18 protein-coding genes are annotated in these 22,541 nt (G+C 64.5%); 7 read left to right on the plus strand and 11 right to left on the minus strand.

Annotation, left to right across the window (positions count from 1 at the left end; genetic code table 11):
- Positions 1 to 53: 53 nt before the first annotated feature.
- From ACSBOB_RS15705 to ACSBOB_RS15725, 5 genes are all read left to right on the plus strand, one after another.
- Entirely contained in the window at positions 54 to 1,397 is a 1,344-nt protein-coding gene (locus ACSBOB_RS15705) for a cytosine deaminase (RefSeq protein WP_442583312.1), read from the plus strand.
- Positions 1,372 to 2,763 (plus strand): FAD-binding oxidoreductase, encoded by a 1,392-nt coding sequence (locus ACSBOB_RS15710; RefSeq protein ID WP_442583313.1) that lies wholly within the window; start codon positions 1,372 to 1,374, stop codon positions 2,761 to 2,763. The genes ACSBOB_RS15705 and ACSBOB_RS15710 overlap by 26 nt, the downstream gene beginning before the upstream one ends.
- A 217-nt stretch (positions 2,764 to 2,980) precedes the next feature.
- On the plus strand, positions 2,981 to 3,562 hold the full coding sequence (locus ACSBOB_RS15715; RefSeq protein WP_442583314.1) for an NAD(P)H-dependent oxidoreductase: 582 nt from the start codon (positions 2,981 to 2,983) through the stop codon (positions 3,560 to 3,562).
- Positions 3,563 to 4,147: an NAD(P)H-dependent oxidoreductase gene (locus tag ACSBOB_RS15720; RefSeq protein WP_442583315.1), complete on the plus strand. Its 585-nt coding sequence runs from the start codon at positions 3,563 to 3,565 to the stop codon at positions 4,145 to 4,147.
- A gap of 100 nt (positions 4,148 to 4,247) precedes the next feature.
- Positions 4,248 to 4,742, plus strand: coding sequence for a hypothetical protein (locus tag ACSBOB_RS15725; protein ID WP_442583316.1), 495 nt, complete (start codon positions 4,248 to 4,250; stop codon positions 4,740 to 4,742).
- 25 nt (positions 4,743 to 4,767) lie between these two features.
- Here the strand turns inward: ACSBOB_RS15725 and ACSBOB_RS15730 are convergent, their stop codons facing one another.
- Genes ACSBOB_RS15730 through ACSBOB_RS15750 form a run of 5 tightly spaced genes read right to left on the minus strand, consistent with a single transcriptional unit; the run spans position 4,768 to position 12,157 of the window.
- Positions 4,768 to 7,212: a GcvT family protein gene (locus tag ACSBOB_RS15730; protein ID WP_442583317.1), complete on the minus strand. Its 2,445-nt coding sequence runs from the start codon at positions 7,210 to 7,212 to the stop codon at positions 4,768 to 4,770.
- The gene (locus tag ACSBOB_RS15735; protein ID WP_442583318.1) at positions 7,209 to 8,390 is read right to left on the minus strand and encodes a pyridoxal phosphate-dependent aminotransferase; all 1,182 of its coding nucleotides are present in this window, start codon (positions 8,388 to 8,390) and stop codon (positions 7,209 to 7,211) included. The genes ACSBOB_RS15730 and ACSBOB_RS15735 overlap by 4 nt, the downstream gene beginning before the upstream one ends.
- Positions 8,391 to 8,400: 10 nt before the next feature.
- The gene (locus ACSBOB_RS15740; protein ID WP_442583319.1) at positions 8,401 to 9,078 is read right to left on the minus strand and encodes an HAD-IA family hydrolase; all 678 of its coding nucleotides are present in this window, start codon (positions 9,076 to 9,078) and stop codon (positions 8,401 to 8,403) included.
- A 1-nt stretch (position 9,079) separates the two neighbouring features.
- The gene (locus ACSBOB_RS15745; protein WP_442583320.1) at positions 9,080 to 11,533 is read right to left on the minus strand and encodes a GcvT family protein; all 2,454 of its coding nucleotides are present in this window, start codon (positions 11,531 to 11,533) and stop codon (positions 9,080 to 9,082) included.
- Between the two features lie 36 nt (positions 11,534 to 11,569).
- Complete coding sequence (locus ACSBOB_RS15750) at positions 11,570 to 12,157, minus strand: helix-turn-helix domain-containing protein (protein ID WP_442583321.1); 588 nt, start codon at positions 12,155 to 12,157, stop codon at positions 11,570 to 11,572.
- A 160-nt stretch (positions 12,158 to 12,317) separates the two neighbouring features.
- On the opposite strand from ACSBOB_RS15750, the gene ACSBOB_RS15755 reads away from it, so the two are divergent.
- Complete coding sequence (locus tag ACSBOB_RS15755; RefSeq protein ID WP_442583322.1) at positions 12,318 to 13,028, plus strand: nitroreductase; 711 nt, start codon at positions 12,318 to 12,320, stop codon at positions 13,026 to 13,028.
- A 58-nt stretch (positions 13,029 to 13,086) separates the two neighbouring features.
- Here the strand turns inward: ACSBOB_RS15755 and ACSBOB_RS15760 are convergent, their stop codons facing one another.
- The 6 genes from ACSBOB_RS15760 to ACSBOB_RS15785 form a co-directional block, all read right to left on the minus strand.
- The gene (locus tag ACSBOB_RS15760; RefSeq protein WP_442583323.1) at positions 13,087 to 13,713 is read right to left on the minus strand and encodes a hypothetical protein; all 627 of its coding nucleotides are present in this window, start codon (positions 13,711 to 13,713) and stop codon (positions 13,087 to 13,089) included.
- A gap of 176 nt (positions 13,714 to 13,889) precedes the next feature.
- The gene (locus tag ACSBOB_RS15765) at positions 13,890 to 14,420 is read right to left on the minus strand and encodes a DUF3280 domain-containing protein (protein ID WP_442583324.1); all 531 of its coding nucleotides are present in this window, start codon (positions 14,418 to 14,420) and stop codon (positions 13,890 to 13,892) included.
- Positions 14,421 to 14,637: 217 nt separating this feature from the next.
- Entirely contained in the window at positions 14,638 to 15,225 is a 588-nt protein-coding gene (gene soxG, locus ACSBOB_RS15770) for a sarcosine oxidase subunit gamma family protein (protein ID WP_442583325.1), read from the minus strand.
- A complete protein-coding gene (locus tag ACSBOB_RS15775; protein WP_442583326.1) occupies positions 15,218 to 18,211 on the minus strand; it encodes a sarcosine oxidase subunit alpha family protein in 2,994 nt (997 codons plus the stop codon). The genes soxG and ACSBOB_RS15775 overlap by 8 nt, the downstream gene beginning before the upstream one ends.
- Positions 18,208 to 18,492: a sarcosine oxidase subunit delta gene (locus ACSBOB_RS15780; protein ID WP_442583327.1), complete on the minus strand. Its 285-nt coding sequence runs from the start codon at positions 18,490 to 18,492 to the stop codon at positions 18,208 to 18,210. Before ACSBOB_RS15780 ends, ACSBOB_RS15775 begins: the two co-directional genes overlap by 4 nt.
- Positions 18,493 to 18,541: 49 nt before the next feature.
- On the minus strand, positions 18,542 to 19,801 hold the full coding sequence (locus ACSBOB_RS15785) for a sarcosine oxidase subunit beta family protein (protein WP_442583328.1): 1,260 nt from the start codon (positions 19,799 to 19,801) through the stop codon (positions 18,542 to 18,544).
- A 173-nt stretch (positions 19,802 to 19,974) separates the two neighbouring features.
- Here ACSBOB_RS15785 and ACSBOB_RS15790 point away from each other — a divergent pair, with 173 nt between their 5' ends.
- On the plus strand, positions 19,975 to 22,458 hold the full coding sequence (locus ACSBOB_RS15790; RefSeq protein ID WP_442583329.1) for a mechanosensitive ion channel domain-containing protein: 2,484 nt from the start codon (positions 19,975 to 19,977) through the stop codon (positions 22,456 to 22,458).
- The last annotated feature ends 83 nt before the right edge of the window (positions 22,459 to 22,541 follow it).

Consider the following 22,541-nt stretch of genomic DNA (forward strand, 5'->3'; position numbering starts at 1 on the left):
TTCTCCCCGTCCTTCACGGGGAGAAGGTGCCGGCAGGCGGATGAGGGGCGGCAATGACGTTCACGGTAAAAATCCCCACCTCCGGCTGGTATGTGCTCGGCAATGCCCGCCTGCACCAGTCGCTGACGCCTGGCCTCGAAGGCCCGTTCGACCGGGACGGGTTCGTGCTGGTGGACGTGGCAGTCGCCGATGGGCGGATAAAAGGCATCGCGCCGCGTGGCGACAGGCCGAAGCCGCCGCGCACAATCGAGCTTGCCGGCCGCATCGTGCTGCCGTGTTTCGTCGACTGCCACACACATCTCGACAAGGGCCATATCTGGCCGCGCATGCCCAATCCGGACGGGTCGTTCATGGGCGCGCTGGAGGCGTCGGGGTCGGACCGGCTGGTGCACTGGAGCGCGAAGGACGTGGCGCGGCGCATGGATTTTTCATTGCGCACGGCGTTTGCCCACGGGACGAAGGCCATCCGCACCCACCTCGATTCGATCGCGCCGCAGGAGGAAATTTCCTGGCCGGTGTTCGCCGAGATGCGCGAGCAATGGCAAGGGCGCATCGAGCTTCAGGCGGCGAGCCTGATCGGCATCGAAGGGGTTCGCGAGGCAGCGTGGTTCGCAAGGCTGGCGCGGCGCGTGGCGGCGGCGAAGGGTGTGCTTGGCGCGGTGACCTATATGGTTCCCGACCTCGACGAATTGCTCGACCGCGTGTTTGCGACTGCGATGGAATTTGGGCTCGACCTTGATTTCCACGCCGACGAAACGGACGACCTCACCGCCGTGTCGCTGCGACGGATCGCCGATGCCGCGCTCCGACACCGGTTCGAGGGAAAAATTCTCGTCGGCCATTGCTGCGCGCTGTCGCGCCAGCCGGATCGCGAGGTGAAGGTCACGCTGGACCGGGCGGCCGCCGCCGGGCTCGGCGTGGTGTCGTTGCCGATGTGCAATCTTTATCTCCAGGACCGCCGGCCCGATGGCACAACGCCGCGCTGGCGCGGGGTGACGCTGTTGCACGAGATGAAGGCGCGGGGCATACCGGTTGCGGTGGCTTCCGACAACACGCGCGATCCGTTCTACGCCTATGGCGACCTCGACATGCTGGAGGTTTTTCGCATGGCGACACGCATCCTGCATCTCGACCATCCGGTCGGCGACTGGCCGCGCACTGTCGCCGCCGGGCCGGCGGCAATGATGGGACTGGAGGATGCAGGGATGATCGCGGTCGGCGCTGCCGCCGACCTGGTGATCTTCAAGGGCCGCAGTTGGACCGAGCTTCTGTCGCGGCCGGAGGCCGACCGCATCGTCGTGCGCGCCGGCCGGGCGATCGAGCGCAAGCTGCCGGACTATGCTGAACTGGACGATCTGATGGGGGGAACGAATGGACATCGCGGCGCTGAAGCCTGACCTCGAAGGGCTGAAGATCGAGGACAATCCGGCGCTCGTCCAGCAGAAGAGCCGCGATTTCTACTGGTACAGCCCAGTGCTGAAGCGGCAGCTGGAGCATGTGACGGCGGACCTCGTCGTGACGCCGAAGGACGAGGCGGAGGTGATCCGCATTCTCGCCGCCTGCCACCGCCACGGCGTGCCGGTGACGCCGCGCGGCACGGGCACCGGCAATTACGGGCAGGCGATGCCTCTTTCGGGCGGCGTGATCCTCAACCTTGCCGAGATGAACGCGGTGAAGGCGATTTCTGCCGGGCGCGTGGTCTGTGAGCCCGGCGCGGTGCTGGCCGACATCGACAAGGCGACGAAGGCGGATTCGGGGCAGGAACTTCGCCTTCATCCCTCGACCTATCACACCGCCTCGATCGGCGGCTTCATCGCCGGGGGGTCGGGCGGCGTCGGCTCGATCAATTTCGGGGGCTTGCGCGACTTCGGCAATGTGATCCGGCTGCGCGTCATCACCATGGAGGCCGAGCCGAAAGTGTTGGAACTGACCGGCGAGGATCTGCACAAGGTCACCCATGCCTACGGCACCAACGGCATCGTCACCGAGGTCGAGATGCCGCTCACGGCCTCCTACGACTGGGTCGACGTGATCGTCGGTTTCGACGATTTTGCCGCTGCGGCGCGCTACGGCAACGCGCTCGGCTGCCAGGACGGCATCTTGACCAAGCTGATCACACCGGTGGCCGCACCCGCGCCATGGCTGTACTTCAAGCGGCATCAGAAATTCCTGCGCGAGGGCCAGAGTGTCGTCATCTGCATGGTGGCGCCGCACGCGCTCGACGCTTTTCGCGCTTTCACGCGCCGTGAGAAGGGAGAGATCGTCTACGACGCCTCGCTGGTCGATGATCGCAAGGGCATTCCGCCGGCTTACGAACTTGCCTGGAACCACACGACGCTGAGGGCGCTGCGCGTCGATCCGTCGATCACCTATCTGCAGTCGCTTTACCCGTTCCCGAATCAGCTTAAACTGGTCGAAAAAGTCGATGGCATGTTTCCGGGGGAAGTCATGTCGCATCTCGAATTCGTACGCTTCGACGGCAACATCACCTGCTTCGGCCTGCCGCTGGTGAAGTTCACCACGGAGGAGCGGCTGGACGAGATCATCCGCACCTACGAAGACAATGGCTGCCCGATCTTCAACCCGCACCGCTACACGCTGGAGGAGGGGGGGATGAAGCAGACCGACGACATCCAACTCGCCTTCAAGCGCCAGGCCGATCCGCAGGGGCTGCTCAATCCCGGAAAGATGATCGCCTGGGAACATCCGGAGTATGATTATCGCAGCGGCAAGACGTTTTTGTTCAAGGGGCTGGAGCGGTGACAAGCGCTGCGGTTTCCCTCCCCCTTGAGGGGAGGGTGGCCGCGAAGCGGCCGGGTGGGGTCGCTGCGGCAGTGCTCGGCCTTGGGGCGACCCAACCCCACAGTCCTGAAGTGTTTTCCGCACTCAATTCTGAAGCGACCCCACCCCGCCGCGCAGTCTTCGCTTCACTCCGACCGCTCGTCGACCCTTCCCGCAGGGGGGAGGGTAAGGCGCTCGCATGAAAATCCTGGTGCTGCACGCCCATCCGGTCGAGACGAGTTTTAATGCCGCACTGCACCGGCTGATCGTTGAACGGCTGAAGGCCAAGGGACACGTGATCGACGACTGCGACCTCTACGCCGAGAATTTCGAGCCGCGGTTGAGCGCGGCCGAGCGGCTCGCCTATCACGACCCGCGAACACACGACGAAGCGATCGCGCCCTATGTCGAACGGCTGAAGAGCGCCGAGGGCCTCGTGCTTTGCTACCCCGTGTGGAACTACGGTTATCCCGCCATCCTGAAAGGCTATTTCGACCGCGTCTTCCTGCCCGGCGTGTCGTTCGAGATGGTGAACGGCAAGGCGCGGCCGTCATTGCACAACATCCGCAAGGTCGCGGCTGTCACCAGTTATGGCGGCAGCCGGTTGCGCGCCTGGCTGATGGGCGATCCGCCCCGAAAGCTGGTGCAGCGGCTGATGCGCTCGACGGTGCGGCCCGGCGCGCCGGTATCCTACATGGCGCATTATTCGATGAACCTTTCCACCGACGCCTCGCGTGCCGCCTTCATGGAGAAGGTGGCGGCGAGGATGGATGCGTTCTGAATGCGCGTGCTGGTCGTTTATTGCCACCCGGTGCCGGAGAGTTTTTGCGCGGCGCTGCGCGACGCGGCGGTGGAAACGCTGACGGCGCGCGGCGACGAGGTGCGGCTGGTCGACCTCTATGCGGAGAGGTTCGATCCCGTCATGCAGCCCGACGAGCGGCGGCTCTACAATGACGGGCCGCCGGCCGACCCGGCTTTGAAACCCTATTCTGACCATCTGAAATGGGCGGAGGCCGTGCTGTTCGTCTATCCGACCTGGTGGTACGGCCTGCCGGCCATGCTGAAGGGTTTTTTCGACCGCGTCTGGGCAACGGGCGTGGTGTTCGAGCTTGCGCCCAAGGGCGGCATCGTCTCGCGCGTCGGCCATATCAGGCGCATCGGCATCGTCACCACCTGCGGCGCGACGCGGTTCCTGTCTATCCTGATGGGTCAGCCGGGACGCAAGACGATTTTACGCGGAATCCGCGCGTTGTGCGGGATGCGAGCGCGGACGCTTTATCTGGCGCATTACGACATGGACCGCTCGACGCCGGAAAGCCGGATGGCGTTCCTGGCGAAGGTGAGGGGCAGGCTGAGGAAGTTTTGAAGAAAGTTGATATGGCCGCGAGCGCATCAAACTGGCTGAAATATTCGTTTGACGATTTAATTCACTGAAGATTAATGTCGGAAGATTTTGGGAGGAACAGATGAAGGAAGATGCTCGCAAGCAGAGGAATAAGGATCGTGTTGCCGAGCTCTACAAGACATTCGCGACACGGATATCGAATGTGATCAAGGATCTCGAAGCACAAGGCGAAAGACCAAGGATTCAAGATGCCTGGCGGTCAAAGGCCGATCAGCTTATAGCCTACAACTCCGGCCATGCCAAAGTGAAGTACAGTTTTCACAATGTGACGGGCGCCAAAGGCGAGAAGGAAGCGCTGGCGGTCGATATGCTGGATGATGAGGCTCCTCTCAATCCGGGTGTTCCATATCTTTTAAAGCTTGCTTCGGCTGCGGAGCGGGAGGGACTTTCGACCGGTATCCGATGGGGGGTGCCCAAAAATGTCGCGAAAGCGATAAACAACGCCATCGCCGCTCAGAATTGGAAAGCACCTGTGAAGGTAGGGTGGGATCCAACGCATATAGAGCCCACAGGGATGACGATTTCGGATGCAAAGAAGGGCGTTCGCCCAAAATAGGCGAACGGTTTCTTCTCCCGACCCGTTAGGCCCGCACCCGTTCCGCCTTCGGATCGTACATCGGCTTCAGCGACGCCTCCGCCGCAAAACGCTCGCCGGCGATCTCGATCTCGTAGGACGAGGCCAGAAGCTCGACCTCGCTCTCGCCCTTCGACGGCACATAGCCCATCCCGATCGCGCCGCCGAGATGGTGGCCGTAATTGCCGGAGGTGACGGTGCCGACGATTTTGCCGTCACGCACGATCGCCTCGTTGTGAAAGAGCAGGGGGGTGGGGTCGGTCAGGCGGAACTGCACCATGCGGCGCTCCAGCCCGGCTTCCTTGCGGCACAGCACGGCGTCGCGGCCGATGAAGCCGGGTTTCGCTGTCTTCACCGCAAAGCCGAGGCCGGCTTCCAGCACATGGTCCTCGTCGGTGATGTCGTGGCCGAAATGCCGGAACGCCTTTTCGATGCGGCAGGAATCCAGCGTATGCAGGCCGCAGAGTTTCAAGCCGAAATCCGCGCCGGCATCTTCGATCGCCTCGAAGACGTGGGCCGTCTGGTCGGTCGAGACGTAGAGTTCCCAACCGAGCTCGCCGACATAGGTGACGCGGTGGGCGCGCGCCTCGCCCATGCCGATCTCGATCTTCTGCCAGGTGCCGAACGGGTTGTTCTCGTTGGAGAAATCGTTCGGGCTGACCTTTTTGATGACGTCGCGGGCGCGCGGCCCCATGAGGCAAAGCACGCTTTCGGCTGCCGTGACGTCGGTGATCACCACGAACTCGTCGGTGAGATGGCGGCGCAGCCGGGCAAGGTCGCGCTGCAGCGTGGCGCCGGGCACCACGAGGAAAAAAGCGGTGTCCGACAGGCGGCTGACGGTGAGGTCGCTCTCGATGCCGCCGCGCTCGTTGAGCATCTGTGTGTAGACGATTTTTCCCGCCGGCACGTCCATGTCGTTGGCGCAGAGCCTTTGCAGGAAGGCCAGCGCGTCGCGGCCCTCGACGCGGATCTTTCCGAACGAGGTCATGTCGAACAGGCCGACACGGTTGCGCACCGAAAGATGTTCGTCACGCTCGTTGTCGAACCAGTTCTGGCGCTTCCACGAATAGCGGTATTCACGCTCCTGGCCCGGCCTCGCGAACCAGTTGGCGCGCTCCCAGCCGGCGACCTCGCCGAAGACGGCGCCGCGCGTCTTCAGGTGCTCGTGGAGAGGAGATCGCCTCACGCCTCGCGCGGAAGCCATCTGGCGATACGGAAAATGGTCGGCATAGAGCAGGCCGAGCGTCTCGACGGAGCGCCGGTAGAGATAGGTCTTGTTGGCCTGGAACGGCTGGACGCGGCGGATGTCGACGTCCCACAGGTCGAAGGGCGGCTCGCCGTCCTGCATCCATTGCGCCAGCGCCATGCCGGCGCCGCCGGAGGACTGGATGCCGATTGAGTTGAAGCCGCAGGCGACCCAGAAATTGCGCAGTTGCGGCGCCTCGCCGAGATAGTAGCGGTCGTCGGGGGTAAAACTTTCCGGGCCGTTGAAGAAAGTGTGGATGCCGGTCTCGGCGAGCAGCGGGAAACGCTTCACCGCCTTTTCGAGAATCGGTTCAAAATGATCGAAATCCTCCGGCAACTGGTCGAAGCAGAAATCCTCGGGAATGCCGTCCATGCCCCAGGGTTTCGCCACCGACTCGAAGGCGCCGAGCAGGATCTTTCCGGCGTCCTCCTTGTAGTATGCGCACTCGTCGGGCACGCGCAGGACCGGCAGGCGACCGAGGCCGGGGATCGGCTCGGTGACGATATAGAAATGCTCGCAGGCATGCAGCGGCACCGGCACGCCGGCCATGGCGCCGACGCCATGCGCCCACATGCCCGCGCAGTTGACGACATGCTCGCAGGCGATGGTCGTGGCTTCACCGTCGACCACGGCGGTAACGCCGGTGACGCGGCCCTTGTCCTGGTGGATGGCCGTGACTTTGGCCTGCTCGACGATCTTCGCGCCGAGCATGCGCGCGCCCTTGGCCAGCGCCTGGGTGATGTTGGCAGGGTCGCCTTGTCCGTCCTTGGGAATGTAGACGGCGCCGACCACGTCGCCGATCTCCAGATGCGGGTAGCGGGCTTTTGCCTCGGCCGGCGCGATTTCCTCGACGTCGACGCCGCGAGCGCGCGCCATCGAAGCGTTGCGATAGAGTTCTTCCTTGCGCTCGGACGTCAACGCCACGGAGATCGAGCCGCATTGGCGCATGCCGGTGGCGACGCCCGTCTCCTCCTCCAGCTTGACGTAGAGGTCGGCCGTGTATTTGGCGAGCCGCGTCATGTTGGCGGTGGCGCGCAACTGGCCGATCAGCCCGGCCGCGTGCCAGGTGGTGCCGGAGGTCAGTTGTTTGCGCTCGAGCAGGAGGATGTCGGTCCAGCCCAGCTTTGCGAGGTGATAGGCCATCGAGCAGCCGGCGACGCCGCCGCCGATGATGACCACGCGGGCTTTCTGGGGGAGGATAGTCATGCGGCTTTCTTCCGGTAATTGGCGACGAAGCGTTTCAGCCGGGCCGCTGCCTCGGCCAGAACGGGTTCAGGCTGGCAGAGGCTGATGCGGATGTGGCCGGCGGCGGCCTCGCCGAAGGAGGAGCCGGGCATGACGGCGACCTTTTCGACGTCGAGGAAAGCCCAGGCGAAGGCTTCGCAGTCTGGCTCCACGTCGCGCACGTCGAGCATGATGTACATGCCGCCCTCCGAACCGCGCACGGTGATGCGGTTGGAGCCGGCGACCTCGGCCAGGAATGTCTGGCGGCGGGCGGCGTAGCGGGCGGCGATGTCGTCGACGCCGAAACGGTTTTCCAGCGCCTCCGTGGCGGCGCGCGAGACGAAGTCGGTCAGGCCGTAGGTGGTGACGAGGTTCAAATCGATGGCAAGCCGGATGAGTTCGGCCGGGCCGGTGAGCCAGCCGATGCGCCAGCCGGTCATGCCGTGGCTCTTCGACATGGAGTTGATGACCAGCGTGCGTTTGGCCATGCCGGGCAGCGCGCGCGGCGAGACATGCTCGCCGCCGCCCAGCGTCCAATACACCTCGTCCGACAGCAGCCAGAGGTCGTGGCGTCGGCAGATGTCGGCGATACCTTCGAGAGATTTGCGGGTGTAGACGGCGCCGGTCGGATTGTTCGGTGTGTTGACGAGGATGGCGCGGGTATTTTCTTTTACTGCCGCCTCGATCGCCGGCGCCTCGGGCTGGAAACCGGTTTCCGCATGCGTCTCGACCACCGTGAACTCGGCTCCGGCGGCGCGGAACGTGCCGGGATAGGTGGCGTAGTAGGGCGCTACGACGATGGCGTGCGTGCCGGGATCGAGCACGGCCTGCACCGCGGAATAAATTGCGGCCTGTCCACCCGGCGTGGCGATGACCTCGTCGACGCTGGTCGGCACGCCGGTGGCCTCGGTGGACACCTTCGCCATGGCGGCGCGCAGGCCGGGAATGCCGGGAAGCTGCGTGTAGTGATGAAAGCCACCGCGCACCGCCGCTACGCAGGCCTCGACCGTCTCGGCCGGCGTGTCGAAATCATGGTCGCCGACCGACAGCATGATGATCGGCTCGCCCGCCTGCTTGCGGGTCATGGCGGCGAAATGCAACTCCCAGCCGTCCCTGCCGGAGGGGATGATGCCGGTTATGCGTGAAGATGGTTTTGGCATGAAAAACTCCTTACGCAGTCCAACCGGTGAGACCGGAGATCACCAGCCGGCCGGCCCCGTCGGTCAACGGCGCCAATGCCTCATAGCCGGGGATCGTCGGGTGCGCGGTCTCGAAGCTGTGCGAATGCGTGGCGGTGACCACGACGACGCGCGCGCCGGCGGCCTCGGCGGCGCGGATGCCGGCGGGCGCGTCCTCGAAGACGAGGCAGTCATGGGGATGCTGGCCTAGCTGACCGGCCGCGAGCAGGAAACAATCGGGAGCCGGCTTGCCGTTGGTCACGTCCTCTCCGGCCACCATCAGCGGCGGCAGCGGAATGCCGGCGGCCTCCAGACGGCGAATCGCAAGCTGGCGCGGCGCCGAGGTGACGATCGCCCAGCGGTCGGCGGGCAGGGCGGCGAGGAAAGCGGCCGCACCCGCAATTGATTCTATGCCTTCGATATCGTCCATCTCGGCCTGGGTCAGCGCATCAACCTCGGCCTGCACGTCGACGCCGGGCAGGTTCAGCGCGCGGATGGTCTCGCTTGCCCGCACGCCGTGGATGGTCGGCAGGAAGGCAGCGACGTCCAGCCCGTGGCGCATCGCCCAGGCCGCCCAGACGCGCTCGGCGGCGGCGATCGAACTCAGCAGCGTGCCGTCCATGTCGAACAGGAAGGCGCCAAAGGCGTGGTCGGGGAAGGGCAGGGTCATGTTATGCGCGAAGCCTCAGGTTTTCGGGGTCCCAGAGCGGCTTGTCGGGCTGGACCGTGGCGACAAAACGGTCGCCGAAGATTTCCACCTCGACCTTGGTGCCGGGAACGGTCAGGTCGGCGCGCAGCATGCCCAGCGCGATCGACTTGTCCACCCTGTAGCCCCAGCCTCCCGACGTCGTCTCGCCAACGATTTTCCCGTCATGCCAGAGCGTCGACATGGTGGGCGCGTCGCAGGGGCCGGGATCGTCCAGCGTGAGCGTCACGAATTGTTTCGCCACGCCCTGCTGTTTTTCGTTGAGCAGCGCGGCATGGCCGGCGAAGGCAGGCTTGTCCCACTTGACGAAACGCTCCAGCCCACCTTGCAGGATCGAATAGTCGGTCGAAAGGTCGCCCTTCCAGGCGCGGTAGCCCTTTTCGATGCGCAGCGAATCCAGCGCGAACATGCCGAAAGGCTTCAGCCCGTGCTTCTGGCCAGCGGCCCAGACTGCGTCGAAAATGGCCGGCGTGTCCTCGACCTTCGTGTGCAGTTCCCAACCAAGTTCGCCGGCAAAGGAAACGCGCACCAGTTGCAGCCAGCGCCCGGCGATCTGGCAGGACTGATGCGTCAGCCACGGTTTTGTCAGGTCTGCGTCGGTGACTTCTGCGAGGATTTCGCGCGATTTGGGGCCGGACAGAATCTGGCAGGAGAATTTTTCGGTGACATCCATCAGAGTCATTTCATGGTCTTGCGGAAAATTCTTCGCAAGCCACTCGAAGTCGTGGCTCTGCGCGACCGCGGCGGTGATGAGGAAGAAAAAATCCTCGTCGAGGGCCATGATCGACATTTCGGTGACGATGCGGCCTTGTTCGTCGGCAAAATATCCGAGGCCGATGCGACCGGGTTTCGGCACGATGCCGGTGATCAGCGACGACAGCCAGTCGCGTGCGCCAGAACCTTGCAGGCGGAAGCGCGAGAAACCGGGCAGGTCCAGAATGCCGGTGGCGTCACGCACGGCGAGACATTCCTCACGGATGCGCGGCTCCCATGGGCCGGCGCGGTCGAAGGTCTGGGTGGATTCTTCCGACGTGTCGTCGCCGGGTATCGCATACCAGGTGGCGCGTTCCCAACCGTTATAGGCGTTGAATTGAGCGCCGAGTGCTGTCATGCGGTCGTGGATCGGCGACAGTTTCTGGTTCCGGCCCGCCGGCCAGGCGTGGCGGGGGAAGGAGATGGCGTATTCGTTGCCGTAGATTTCGAGGCCCTTGGCGACGCAATAGTCCTTGTCCGACGCGAAGGCGGTGAAGCGGCGCGGGTCGCATGACCACATGTCCCACTCGGTCTGGCCCTGGGTGACCCATTCGGCCAGCACCTTTCCGGCGCCGCCGGCCTGGGCGATGCCGAAGGTGAAGACGCAGGCTTCGAAGGCGTTGGGTACGCCGGGCATCGGGCCGATCAGCGGATTTCCGTCCGGAGCGTAGGGAATGGGTCCGTTGATGACCTTGCTCAGGCCCGCCGTGCCGAGGATCGGCACGCGGGCGATGGCGTCGTTCAGATAGTGCTCCAGACGGTCGAGATCGTCAGGGAAAAGCTGGAACGAAAAATCGTCAGGCATCGGGTCGTTGTGGCCTACCCAATGCGCACGGCAATTGCGCTCATAGGGGCCGAGATTCATGCCGGTCTTTTCCTGCCGCAGGTAATAGGAGGTGTCTACGTCGCGCAGCAGCGGCAGTTTTTTGCCCTGCTCCTTCGTCCAGGCGGCGAGTTCCGGGATCTCCTCGAACAATATGTACTGGTGGCTCATCACCATCATCGGTACGTCGCGGCCGAACAGTTTTCCCACCTCTTGCGCGCGATAGCCGGCAGCGTTGACGACATATTCTGAGCGGATATCGCCTTGCGCTGTGGAGATGACCCATTCGTCCTTGTCGCGCTTGACGCCGGTGACCGGGCAGAAACGGACGATTTTCTGGCCCATGTCGCGCGCGCCCTTGGCCAGCGCCTGGGTGAGCTGGGCAGGATCGATGTCCCCGTCATTGGGGTCGTAGAGCGCGCCGGCAAGGTCGTGCGTCTCGATGAACGGGTAGCGCGCCTTGATCTCGTCGGGGCCGACCACGTCGATCGCCATGCCCTGGTAGCGGCCCATGCCCTTGGCGCGCTGGAACTCGCGCATGCGCTCCTTGCCGTGCGCCAGACGCAGCGAGCCGGTGACGTGGTAGTTCATGGGATAGCCGACTTCGTCCGCCAGGCCGCGATAGAGGGTGGCGGAATAGCGCTGCATGTTCATCAGCGACCAGGAGGAGGAGAAGGTCGGCACGTTGCCGGCGGCATGCCAGGTCGAGCCGGAGGTAAGCTCGTTCTTTTCCAGCAGCACGCAGTCGGTCCAGCCGGCCTTGGCCAGATGGTAGAGCGCGGAGACGCCGACCGCGCCGCCGCCGATGATGACCACGCGGGCGTGGGAGGGAAGATCAGCCATCGAGCGGCTCCTTGCGAAGGGCTTTCACGATTGTCCTCAATATACCGGCGGCGACACGACCCAGATGAGGACGGCCGGGACTTTTCCCGGATTGCGCCAGCGATGCGTCCTATCCTTGAACCTGAAGCTGTCGCCGGCGCCGAGGCTGTGCCAGACGCCGCCGATCTCGATGTCGAAGCTGCCCGAGACCACGTAGCCGGCCTCCTCGGTTTCGCGCAGCGATGCTTCCTCCAGTGCGGCGCCCGGCGCGAATTCGGAGCGGATCAGTTCGAAACTACCGCCGAGATCGGGCGACAGAAGCTCCTCCACCAGGCCTGATTCGCTTGTGCCAAGCGTCCGGCGGGAGCCGGCGCGCACGACGACGCCACGCTCCTCCTCGCGCGGTACGTCATGCGCGAAGAACAAGCTTAGCGGAACGGAGAAGACGCCGGCGATGGCGCGCAAATCGCCGAGCGACGGCACCGACAGGCCGCGCTCGACCTGGGAGAGCCAGCCGACGGAACGACCGAGCTGGCTGGCCGTTTCCGTCAGCGTCATGCCGCGCGACCTTCGCAACGCGCGGATGTCGCCCGCCAGCATCGTCTCGGCGTCGCCGTCCAGGTCAGGGAAAGAGATCGCGTTCATGAAAAAATCCAGGATAATTTCATACACATGGCTGTCATGAAAAAATCAAGGAGAATTTCATAAGGATACGAATCGCTTGCGCGATAGCGGGGCGTCGTGCAAACGCTGGTTATGGCAGCGTCGAGGGACGCCTGTTCGCGCGGTAGGGAAAGGACCACGCATGCTGGCACCGGACATCAAGACTGATGAGTTCGATGAAGCCTCGATTGTCGATGAAGCGATCATGTCGCGTCGCTCGGTGCGGGCTTTTCTGCCCGATCCCGTGGATGACGCGACGATACGCGACATGCTCGAGGTTTCGGCGCGTGCGCCTTCCGGCACCAATATGCAGCCGTGGCGCGTCTATGTGACGAAGGGCGAGACCAAGCAGCGTATTTCCGACGCCGTCCTGAATTCCGGCATACGCGCCGAGAAGATCGCCTGGGACGAATACAAATATTATCCAGACCAGTTCTTCGAACCGTACCAGACGCGCCGCCGGACCGTCGGTTTCGGTCTCTATTCGGCGCTCGGCATCGGCCGGCGTGAAGTGGAGCGCATGCGTGAGCAGCACGACCGCAACTTTGTCTTCTTCGATGCTCCGGTTGGCATGATCTTCACCATCGACCGGCGGCTGAACAAGGGGTCGTGGGTCGACCTCGGTATGTTTCTGGAAAACATCATGATCGCCGCCAGGGGCAGGGGCCTGCACACCTGCCCGCAGGCGGCGTTCGCGCCCTATCACCGGCAGATCCGGCCGGTGCTGAACATTCCCGAGGAAGAGATCCTCGTCTGCGGCATGGCGCTGGGCTACGAGGACACGACCAAGCCGGAGAACCAGTTCCGCACCGAGCGCGCGCCGCTGGAAGACTGGGTGACATTCCTCAAATAATGGTCGAGCGGTAAGGCGGCCAGGACGATCGGGCGCGAAACGCCCCGGCCGGCGAAGTTCAATTGGCGGCGAAGCAGTAGAACAGCCCGGCGCCGCCAGTGCCCTTGAAGGCGTCGACGCTGCAGCCGCCGCGCGACGCATGGGAGGAGTTCCAGGATTTGGCCTCGGCCGAGTCGTTTAGTCCCATGCGGTCATGGTGGCCCATCATGGCTGCGCCTTCGGCGCCGCCCATCGTCCAGTTGCCGCAGGTCTCCGGCGCGGCCGTGCCGTCGGGCTTGGAGCCGGTCATGATGTCGTGCTGGTTCGGCTTGTCGCCGCGCCCATTGACGGCATTGCCTTTTTCATCGAGTGCGGTCTGCTTGGTGAGGTTGTTCTTGTCACTATGCAACGAAGCGACGTCGTCGGCGACCTTCTCGCCCTTGGCGTTGAACCATGGGCCTGCGCCGATGCGGTCCTTGGCGTTCTCGGCGTCGGTCGAGAGATAGGCCTTCCAAGTCTTTCCGGTAATGCCGGCCGACGCGGCGAGGGTCGCGCAATAGGCATCGGCACCCACAAGGCCGCCAAGGTCGCCGCCCTTGCCCGGATTGGCGCTGGTAACGAAAAAGCTCATCGTAGTGTCCTGCGCGAAGGCGCCAAGCGCCGAGCAGACGAGAACAGCGGCGGCAGTGCCGATCAGGCGATTCATGAAATTCCTCCCGTTCGTTGCGTTGGCCGGCGGATGTCAGGAGCATGGCCCCCGTAGCATGGAACCCGGCCAGGTCGGTGGCGTATCACGACACATGTATGCGAACGCACGTGGCCCGCGTATTCTTCCCGGCGCGTTGACGATAGCGGGCCGTCGCGTTGGGCGCTTGGGCGCTGTCAGTTCGCTGGCAGGCTGCCGGCGATGCGCTTTTCCATGACCCACTTGGCGCCGCGCGGCCAGGAATAGTTGGCTCCCATGCGCAGGCCGGAATAGCCGAGGGCGACCGGTGCTCCGGTGCCGGCGTCGACCACCCTGATCAGCATTTCGTATTCTGTGCGGCTTACCCGGTTGACCACGCCGGTCATGGCCAATTGCCCGCCGAGCTTCTTGGCGATCGGCGCTTCGCAGCCCTTGCAGTCGCGCAAGTCGCCGGCCTTGGCGATGTCGCCCGCCGCCGGTTTCGTGTCGACGATCTTGTATTGGCCGGTCGACAGCAGGAAATCCTTTGCCGCCTGGGTGGATTCGGCCAGGTAGCGCGTGTCGCGTTCATCCTGCGGGATGATGCCGGCCGCCGCACTGGAATCCATCATCTCGAAATCGAAGACGACGATGTCTTTCGCGGGCTCGGACGCCGCCGTGCCGTCGATAGCTGCCAGCAAGGCCATGCAGGCCATGGAAGGGATCGAGAATCGGTGCTGCTTGCCCATGGTTTATCCGTTCGCTTGCGGTTTCAGACCTGGGAATTGCAAATAAAAGAATAGCACCATCGAAGGGCAAGACCATTGGTCTTTTGTGCAGGCCCTCGGGCCGCCCCGTGTGGGATGGGGAGGCTGATGACGCCGCAGCGCAAACCTCAGCCCCCAATCCGACCTCGCTTCGCTCGTGCTTCGCACTCTTCTCCCCCGCAAGCGGGAGAAGGAAAGTTCACCGCACCTCGTAGCCGACTTCCTCGCTCGCATGGCAGAGCGCCGTCCAGAAGGAGCGGGCGAAGGAGCGGAAGATGGTGAGGTCGAAGCGGTCCGGTCCCGTGCGCTGGATGTGCGCAAAAATGTCGTGATGGTTGGTCGAGATGCCCGAGCCGAGAGGGAAGGCCGGCAGCGAAAAATCGATCGCGAAGAATTTTGCCAGCACCCATTCGGCCTTCGGGCCGGCGATGCGAAGCGCCGTGCGTCCGTGCGAAAGATCCGTGACGGTTCCGATCGTTATCGGGATCGCCTGAAGAAGAGAATCAGCCAGACCTTCGTCATCGGAGACGATCAGGAATTTTCCAGGTGCGATGCCGAAGGCGGCCTTGCCATCGGCCGCGATGCCGCCGCCGGCGCCATCCGGCAGCGACAGGCCGGTGGCGGTGCGGATCGCGGCGATGACGGCCTTTTCCTCGCCATGCCAGGCGGCGACCTGGACGATCGAGCCCGGCTGCGTTTCGGACAGCACCACGCCGACGCCGTCGGCGAAATTGCCGTGCGAGCCCGGCCGCCAGACCGGCTGGAGGGGCGAAAGCATCTCAACCATGCATGCGGGTCCCTTCGGGATCGAAGAAATGGTGGCTGACGATCTCGACCGGGCCGAAGCGTTTTCGCAGCGGGTCGGAGACGAAGGCGCGCGTGCCGTGGCGCGACTTGCCGCCCTTGACCAGCGCCAGGCCGATATATTTGCCGAGCGACGGCGAATAGCAGACGGCTGTGATGTGTCCGATCGAGTTGCGCGGATTGGCCTCGTCCAACCGCTCGACGATATGCGCGCCGCCGTTCAGCGACCGGTTGTCGAGCGAGATCAGGCCAACGAGCTTGAGGCGGTCCTCGGCGACCAACCCTTCGCGTCCGAGCATGTTCGAACCGATGAACGGTTTTTTCTTGGACAGCATCCAGTCGAGATGCAGGTCGTTTGCCGTAGTGCGGCCGTCAATCTCGGCGCCCGTCACATGGCCCTTCTCGATGCGCATCGTGCCCAGCGCCTCGAGGCCGTAGGGGACCATGCCGAACGGTTTTCCGGCTTCGATCAAGGCTTCCCAGACGTGGGTGCCGTGGCCGGCACCGCAGTAGACTTCGTAGGCCATCTCGCCGGAGAAGGAGAGGCGGCAGATTTTTACCGGCACGCCGGCGATCTCGCCGCTGACGATGCCCATGAAGGGCAAGGCGGCATTGTCGACGGCGGTGCCAGTGACGCAAGTGGCCAGAATTTCCCGGGCCTTGGGGCCGCCGATCGCAGCACCCGCCCACTGGTCGGTGACCGAGGTGACATGGACTTTCAGGTCCGGCCATACCACGTCGAGGAAATATTCGAGATGCTGCATGACCTTGCCGGCATTGGCCGTGGTCGTGGTCATCAGGAAATCGTGCTCGCCGAGACGCCAGGTCGTGCCGTCGTCGAAGGCGATGCCTTCCTCGCGCAGCATCAGGCCGTAGCGCGCCTTGTTGACGGCGAGCGTGGAAAACATGTTGGAGTAGACGCGGTCGAGTAGTTCGCCGGCGTCAGGTCCCTGTATGGCGATCTTGCCCAGTGTCGAAACGTCGACGATGCCGGCGATCTCGCGAGTGGTCCTGGTCTCGCGCACATAGGCCTGTTCGACCGTTTCGCCAGGCTTTCCGTATATCTGCGGGCGGAACCACAGGCCCGCGGCATATAGCTTCGCGCCCTGCGCGACATGCCAGTCGTGCATTGGTGTCAGGCGCTCGGGCTTGATGTCGCCGTAGCGCTCGGCGGCGAGCGCGCCGATCGACACCGCAGAGAAGGGCGGGCGGAAACGGGTGGTGCCGACTTCGGGGATAGGCTTTCCCAGCGCGTCGGCCATGATGGCAAGGCCGGGCACGTTCGAGGTCTTGCCCTGGTCGGTCGCCATGCCGAGCGTGGTGTAGCGCTTCAGGTGCTCGACCGAGACGAAACCTTCGCGATGGGCGAGGCGCACGTCGTCGGCGGTGACGTCGTGCTGGAGGTCGACGAACGCCTTGCCCTTCGCGGGAATCTCGAACACCGGCGCGGGCTCGGAGAAGGGCGCGGCATGTTCGACTTCCGGCACGGCTTCGGGATGCGTGGCGCCGCCGGCGGCGCGCAGCCCGGCCGAAAGCCCCTCGGCAAGCGCGTCGGCGGTGGTGAAGCGGCCGTTGAAGGCGCCGGCGCCGATCCAGTTCTGGGATGGCTCCGGCGGCAGGAAGGCCTGCAACGCATTGTCCCATTTCGGCGCGGCGCCGGCCTGGCTGGCGAGGTGGATGACCGGCGACCAGCCGCCCGAAACGATCAGGCAGTCGGCGTCGAGATGACGCGCCTCTCCGGTGAGCGCACGGGCAGCGAGGTCGAAACCCTGCACCTTGATGCCGGAGACGTGCTTGCCGCCTTCGGTGGCGACGACGGCGTGGCGCAGCAGCAACTGGCCACCGACGGACGAGGCTATGGCGCGGGCTTCCGCCGAGATGTCGGCGCGAACTTCGACGATCGCCGCGATCGAGGCGCCGGCATCGCGCAGGGCAAGCGCGGCGGCATAGGCGCCGTCATTGTTGGCGAACAGCGCGATCTTCTCGCCGGGCAGGACGCCGAATTCGGCCGCGTAGCGCTGCGCGGCGGAGGCCAGCATGACGCCTGGGCGGTCGTTGCCCGGAAACACAAGCGGCCGCTCGAAGGCGCCGGCGGCAAGAATCACCGTGCCGGCGCGGATCGACCAGTGGCGATGGCGCGGCTCGCCCTTGCCGGGTTTTTCCTTGTGATCGGCGACGCGCTCGAGCGCGGCGAGGGCGTTGTTGTCGTAGTAGCCCCAGACGGTGGTGCGCGGCAGCAGCCGCACATTTTCGCGCGCCTTCAGGTCACGCAGCGTTTCGGCCGCCCATTCGGCGGCGGGCATGGCGTCGATCTGCTCGGCGGACCAGTTGGCCGAGCCGCCGAAGCGCGAGTCGAGTTCGGCGAGGATGACGCGCGCGCCGCCTTCCGACGCGGCCTTCGCCGCCATGAGGCCGGCGGGGCCGGAACCCACCACAAGCACGTCGCAAAATGCGTTCATGCGTTCGTAGCGCGAAGAGTCCTTGGCGAGGCCGGCCCGGCCGAGACCGGCGGCGCGGCGGATGAAATGTTCGCAGAACATCCAGAAGCGGGTGCCCTTCAGCGGGCCGACGACCGGACCCATGAAGGTCTTGTAGTAGAAACCGGCGGAGAGTGCCTTGCCGGCCAGTCCGTTGACCGCGCCCACGTCGAAGGCGAGCGACGGAAAACGGTTCTGGCTGACGGCGACGAGGCCGTCGTAAATCTCCAGCATGGTGGCCGGGATGTTGGGCTCGCGTTCCTCGCCCTTCAGCACAGTGACCAGCGCCGAGGGCTCGTCGATGCCTGCGGTGAATACGCCGCGCGGGCGATGGTACTTGAACGAGCGGGCAATCAACGAGATGCCGTTGGCGAGCAGCGCCGAAGCCAGCGTGTCGCCGGCATGGCCGGTCAACGGCTTTCCGTCGAAGCTGAAGCGGATGGTGCGGGTGCGATCGACGCGCCCGGCGGTGTTGCCGCGACGCGGGCTCATGAACGGCCTCCATGCCGGCGGCCAGCGGAACCACTGGTGAAAGCCACGTCGGAAATGCGGTGGGTCAAGGTGCTGCGCGTTACGGCCAGATGCGAACGGCATCCGCCGGAATGCTGCCAGATCTCGCGATGGTCGCCTGCGATGTTGGTGCGATCATAGACATAGGCGTTCCAGGCGGCCTGGTCGGTCGAGGCGGGATCAGGACGGGTGCGGTTGCCGTCCCCCTGGTAGGAGAATTCCGACACGTCGCGCGGGCCGCAATAGGGGCAGGTGATCAGCATTTGTCGGCGGTCCGGCGATGATTTCTGGCGAACATGATGGCGATCAAACTCAATGCAGCTTGGGCGTGGCGCCCTGGCCCTTGTCGTCGATCAGCGCGCCGCGGTGGAAGCGGTCGAGCGTGAAGGGCGCGTTGATCTCGTGCGGGGCGTTCTTGGCGATGGTCCAGGCGAAACACCAGCCGGAGGCTGGCGTCGCCTTGAAGCCGCCGTAGCACCAGCCGCAATTGAGATACATGCCGGGCAGGGGGCCGGTGGTGATGATCGGCGAGCCGTCCATCGACATGTCCATGACGCCGCCCCAGGAACGCAGCAGCCGGACTTTCGCGAAACCGGGGAACATGGCGAGCAGTTCGCTCATCACCTCTTCGACCAGTGGCAGGTTCCCGCGCTGCGCGTAAGTGTTGTAGCCGTCGAGGTCGCCGCCGAATACCAGGCCGCCCTTGTCGGACTGCGAGACATAGAGATGGCCGCCGCCCCAGGTGATCACGCCGGGCAGGATCGGCTTCAGCGATTCGGAGACAAAGGCCTGGAGCACGTGGCTCTCGATAGGAAGATTGTCGATGCCGGCGAGTTTCAGCACGCGGCCGGTGCTGCCGGCGGCGGCGACAGCCACCTTCTTGGCGCGGATGTCGCCGCGTGTCGTCTTGACGCCGACGATCCGGTCGCCTTCCTTGAGGAAGCCGATCACTTCGCAATTCTCAAGAATGTCGACGCCGCGCCGGTCGGCGCCGCGCGCATATCCCCAGGCCACGGCGTCGTGGCGGGCCGAGCCGGCACGCGGCTGCAACAGGCCGCCGACCACCGGGAAACGCGCCTTCGGCGACACGTCGAGGCCGGGATAGAGCTGGGCGATCTGGTCCGGGCTCAGCAATTCGGCGTCGCCGCCTTCATGGAGCATGGCGTTGCCACGCCGGGCGTAGTCGTCGAGCTGGCCGGGCGTGTGGGCGAGGTTCAAAATGCCGCGCTGCGAGAACATGACGTTGTAGTTCAGATCGTGGGAAAGGTTCTCCCACAGCTTCATCGAGTGCTCGTAGAAGCGGATGTTCTGCGGCAGTAGGTAGTTGGAGCGCACGATGGTGGTGTTGCGGCCGATGTTGCCGGAGCCGAGATAGCCCTTCTCGACCACCGCGACATTGGTGATGCCGTGTTCCTTGGCGAGGTAATAGGCGGTCGACAGGCCATGGCCGCCGCCGCCGATGATGATGACATCGTAGGTCGGCTTGGGGTCGGGCTTGCGCCATGCCGGCTTCCAGTCGCGGTTGCCGGTGAGCGCATTCTTGAGGATCGAAAAAGCAGAATATTCCGCCATCGGGAAAGAAACTTTCAGGTTAGGCAAGCGGCACACTATAGGCGGAGCCGTAGCGTGCAAGCCAGTTTTACGCCACTCCTTTTCACAAGTCCGACTCCGGCTTGCCCGGTGAGGGCGCGACCAGTATCACTGCCGGCCATGCGAACGCCATTTTGCCAGCCTTCAAGCGTCGGATGATGAACAAAGCCGTGTTCAGGTTGATCCTGGCGTTCCTGCTGCTGTTTTCGGCCGCCGCCTTGCCGCCGCCCGCGATGGCGCAAGGGCTCGGCCGCTCCGGTTCGTCGATCGTCGACGAGCAGCGCACGGTGATCAGCGGCCTGACGTTCCGCACCAACGAGCTTGAAAAGGATATCAACGCCAATCTGGAGGACGACGCGAAGCTGGTCGACATCCGGCTTCAGCTGGAGGAGATCGCGCGCGAACTGATCAACAGCAGCGTATCGTTTCGGCCGCGACTCAGCGAGATCAATTCGCGAATCGAGCAGCTGGGCGCGCCGCCGGCGCAAGGCGCGGCGCCCGAATCGGACATCGTGACCGCCGAGCGCCAGAGCCTCGCCGCCGAGAAGGCCGAGATCAACGCCGCACTGGGCGCCGCCGAAGACCTGTCGATCCGTGTCAACATGCTGATCACACGCGTCACCGACATGCGCCGCGACCTGTTCTCGCGCCTGCTGACGAAACGCTACGACATCAATTTCCCGCTGCTGAGCGAAGTGGTCGGCGCGTTTCATGCGACGACGGACGCGCTCTACCGGTCGGTGTCCGCCTGGATGCGGTTCGTCGTCAATTTCAAGCTGAGCTCGGTGCTGGCCGCCACCTTCTTCGCGCTGATCGCGGCGGCGATCCTGTTGATTGGCGGGCGGCGGCTGTTCGGCCACCTGTTCGAGGCCGATCCAGAAAGGACCGATCCAACCTATCTCAGCCGATTGTCGGTGGCGTTCTGGTCGACGCTGCTGCCGTCGCTGGCGCTCGGCGTGTTCCTTGGCCTTACCTTTTTCCTCTTCGATTATTTCGGGGCGCTGCGCGACGACATCGGCTCGATGCTGGCGTCGCTTTTCGGCGTCATCGGGCTGGTCTTCTTCGTGCACAGGCTGGGCAAGGCCGTGCTGTTGCCCAACCTGCCGCACTGGCGGCTGATCCCGGTGCGGTCGGGAGCGGCCGCCAAGCTGCTGTGGATCATGTCGGCGACGGCGGTGTTCAGCGGCATCGACTTCCTGGCGAGCAGCATCTACGAGACGCTCGACGCGCCGGTTTCCCTGACCGTTGGTGAGGCGCTGCTGGCGACCGTCATCATCGGCTTGCTGGTGCTGGCGAGCGGCCTGGTGCGGCCCTTCGCCGACGAGACCGGGCAGCCGCGACGGTGGCCGGCGGCGGTGCGGCTGTTCATCTACGCGCTTGGCCTGATGACGATCGTGGCGGCGCTGCTCGGCTATATCGGACTGGCGCGCTTCATCTCGCAGCAGATCGTCTGGACCGGCGCGGTGCTGGCGACGATGTATATCGGCTTCCTGTCGTCGCGCGCCGTGGCCGAAGAAGGCGCCTTCGCCCACACGACGATCGGCGTCCGTTTCCAGCGCTGGTTCAAGCTGGACGATGCAGGCCTCGACCAGCTCAGCCTGCTGGTCAGTATCCTGATCAACGTTGCCGTCGTCATCGTCGGTCTGCCGCTGGTGCTGTTCCAGTGGGGCTTCCAGCCAGCGGACATCGCGTCGTGGATGTACAGGATCGCCACCGGCATCCAGATCGGCTCGTTCACCCTGTCGCTGACCGGCATCCTCTGGGGGTTGCTGGTCTTTGCCCTCGGCTTCGTGCTGACGCGGTGGTTCCAGGGCTGGCTCGACGGTTCGGTCATGGCGCGCGGCCGCGTCGACACCGGCGTGCGCAATTCCATCCGCACCGTGGTCGGTTATGCCGGCTTGGCGATCGCGGGGCTGGTTGGGCTGTCGGCGGCGGGCATCGACTTCTCCAATCTCGCGCTGATCGCCGGCGGCCTGTCGCTCGGTATCGGTTTCGGTCTCCAGAATGTCGTGTCGAATTTCGTCTCCGGGCTGATCCTGCTGGCCGAGCGGCCGTTCAAGGCGGGCGACTGGGTGGTAGCCGGCGCTGTCTCAGGCACGGTCAAGAAGATCAGCGTGCGCGCCACCGAGATCGAGACGTTCCAGCGGCAGTCGGTGATCCTGCCGAATTCGGAGCTGATCAACGGCGCGGTCGGCAACTGGACGCATCGCAACAAGCTGGGGCGCATCGAGATCCCGGTCGGGGTGGCCTACGGCACGGACGCGCGAAAAGTGCACGCGCTGCTGCTGGAGCTGGCGTCCGGCCATCCGCTGGTGCTGAAGAACCCGGAGCCGTTCGTGGCGTTCACCGCCTTTGCCCAGACGTCGATGAATTTCGAGATCCGCGTCTTCCTTGGCGATATCGGCAATGGCGGTATCGTGCAGAACGATCTACGCTTCGCCATACTGGATGCGTTCGATCGCGAGAACATCAGCATCGCCATACCGGCGCAGGTACCGCTCGACCTGTCGAAGCCCAAATGGTCGACGGACGACGACCGGGCGGAAGCCGAGCTTGCCGCGACGGTCCATCGCCGTACGCAGGCCGAGGAAGAGGTCAAGGCCCGCAAGCCGCGCCGGCGCAAGGCAGATCCGGTTTGACGGTTCCGGCAAATGTGGCATGAATACGCCATTCAGTTGGCGTTCAGCTTCGGCCGTCTATAAGTTCTCCTCGAAAGGGACAA

It is taken from the genome of Mesorhizobium sp. KACC 23794, from assembly GCF_052180275.1.
Classification (GTDB): Bacteria; Pseudomonadota; Alphaproteobacteria; order Rhizobiales; family Rhizobiaceae; genus Kumtagia.

Bases quoted from the DNA above. Each gene is read 5' to 3' on its own strand.
- ACSBOB_RS15725 (WP_442583316.1), top strand. From the start codon at position 4,248: ATGAAGGAAGATGCTCGCAAGCAGAGGAATAAGGATCGTGTTGCCGAG.
- ACSBOB_RS15765 (WP_442583324.1), bottom strand. From the start codon at position 14,420: ATGGGCAAGCAGCACCGATTCTCGATCCCTTCCATGGCCTGCATGGCC.
- ACSBOB_RS15735 (WP_442583318.1), bottom strand. From the start codon at position 8,390: ATGCCAAAACCATCTTCACGCATAACCGGCATCATCCCCTCCGGCAGG.
- ACSBOB_RS15785 (WP_442583328.1), bottom strand. From the start codon at position 19,801: ATGGCGGAATATTCTGCTTTTTCGATCCTCAAGAATGCGCTCACCGGC.
- ACSBOB_RS15720 (WP_442583315.1), top strand. From the start codon at position 3,563: ATGCGCGTGCTGGTCGTTTATTGCCACCCGGTGCCGGAGAGTTTTTGC.
- soxG (WP_442583325.1), bottom strand. From the start codon at position 15,225: ATGGTTGAGATGCTTTCGCCCCTCCAGCCGGTCTGGCGGCCGGGCTCG.
- ACSBOB_RS15745 (WP_442583320.1), bottom strand. From the start codon at position 11,533: ATGGCTGATCTTCCCTCCCACGCCCGCGTGGTCATCATCGGCGGCGGC.
- ACSBOB_RS15780 (WP_442583327.1), bottom strand. From the start codon at position 18,492: ATGCTGATCACCTGCCCCTATTGCGGCCCGCGCGACGTGTCGGAATTC.
- ACSBOB_RS15705 (WP_442583312.1), top strand. From the start codon at position 54: ATGACGTTCACGGTAAAAATCCCCACCTCCGGCTGGTATGTGCTCGGC.
- ACSBOB_RS15760 (WP_442583323.1), bottom strand. From the start codon at position 13,713: ATGAATCGCCTGATCGGCACTGCCGCCGCTGTTCTCGTCTGCTCGGCG.
- ACSBOB_RS15710 (WP_442583313.1), top strand. From the start codon at position 1,372: ATGGACATCGCGGCGCTGAAGCCTGACCTCGAAGGGCTGAAGATCGAG.
- ACSBOB_RS15715 (WP_442583314.1), top strand. From the start codon at position 2,981: ATGAAAATCCTGGTGCTGCACGCCCATCCGGTCGAGACGAGTTTTAAT.
- ACSBOB_RS15730 (WP_442583317.1), bottom strand. From the start codon at position 7,212: ATGACTATCCTCCCCCAGAAAGCCCGCGTGGTCATCATCGGCGGCGGC.
- ACSBOB_RS15790 (WP_442583329.1), top strand. From the start codon at position 19,975: ATGATGAACAAAGCCGTGTTCAGGTTGATCCTGGCGTTCCTGCTGCTG.
- ACSBOB_RS15775 (WP_442583326.1), bottom strand. From the start codon at position 18,211: ATGAGCCCGCGTCGCGGCAACACCGCCGGGCGCGTCGATCGCACCCGC.
- ACSBOB_RS15740 (WP_442583319.1), bottom strand. From the start codon at position 9,078: ATGACCCTGCCCTTCCCCGACCACGCCTTTGGCGCCTTCCTGTTCGAC.
- ACSBOB_RS15750 (WP_442583321.1), bottom strand. From the start codon at position 12,157: ATGAACGCGATCTCTTTCCCTGACCTGGACGGCGACGCCGAGACGATG.
- ACSBOB_RS15755 (WP_442583322.1), top strand. From the start codon at position 12,318: ATGCTGGCACCGGACATCAAGACTGATGAGTTCGATGAAGCCTCGATT.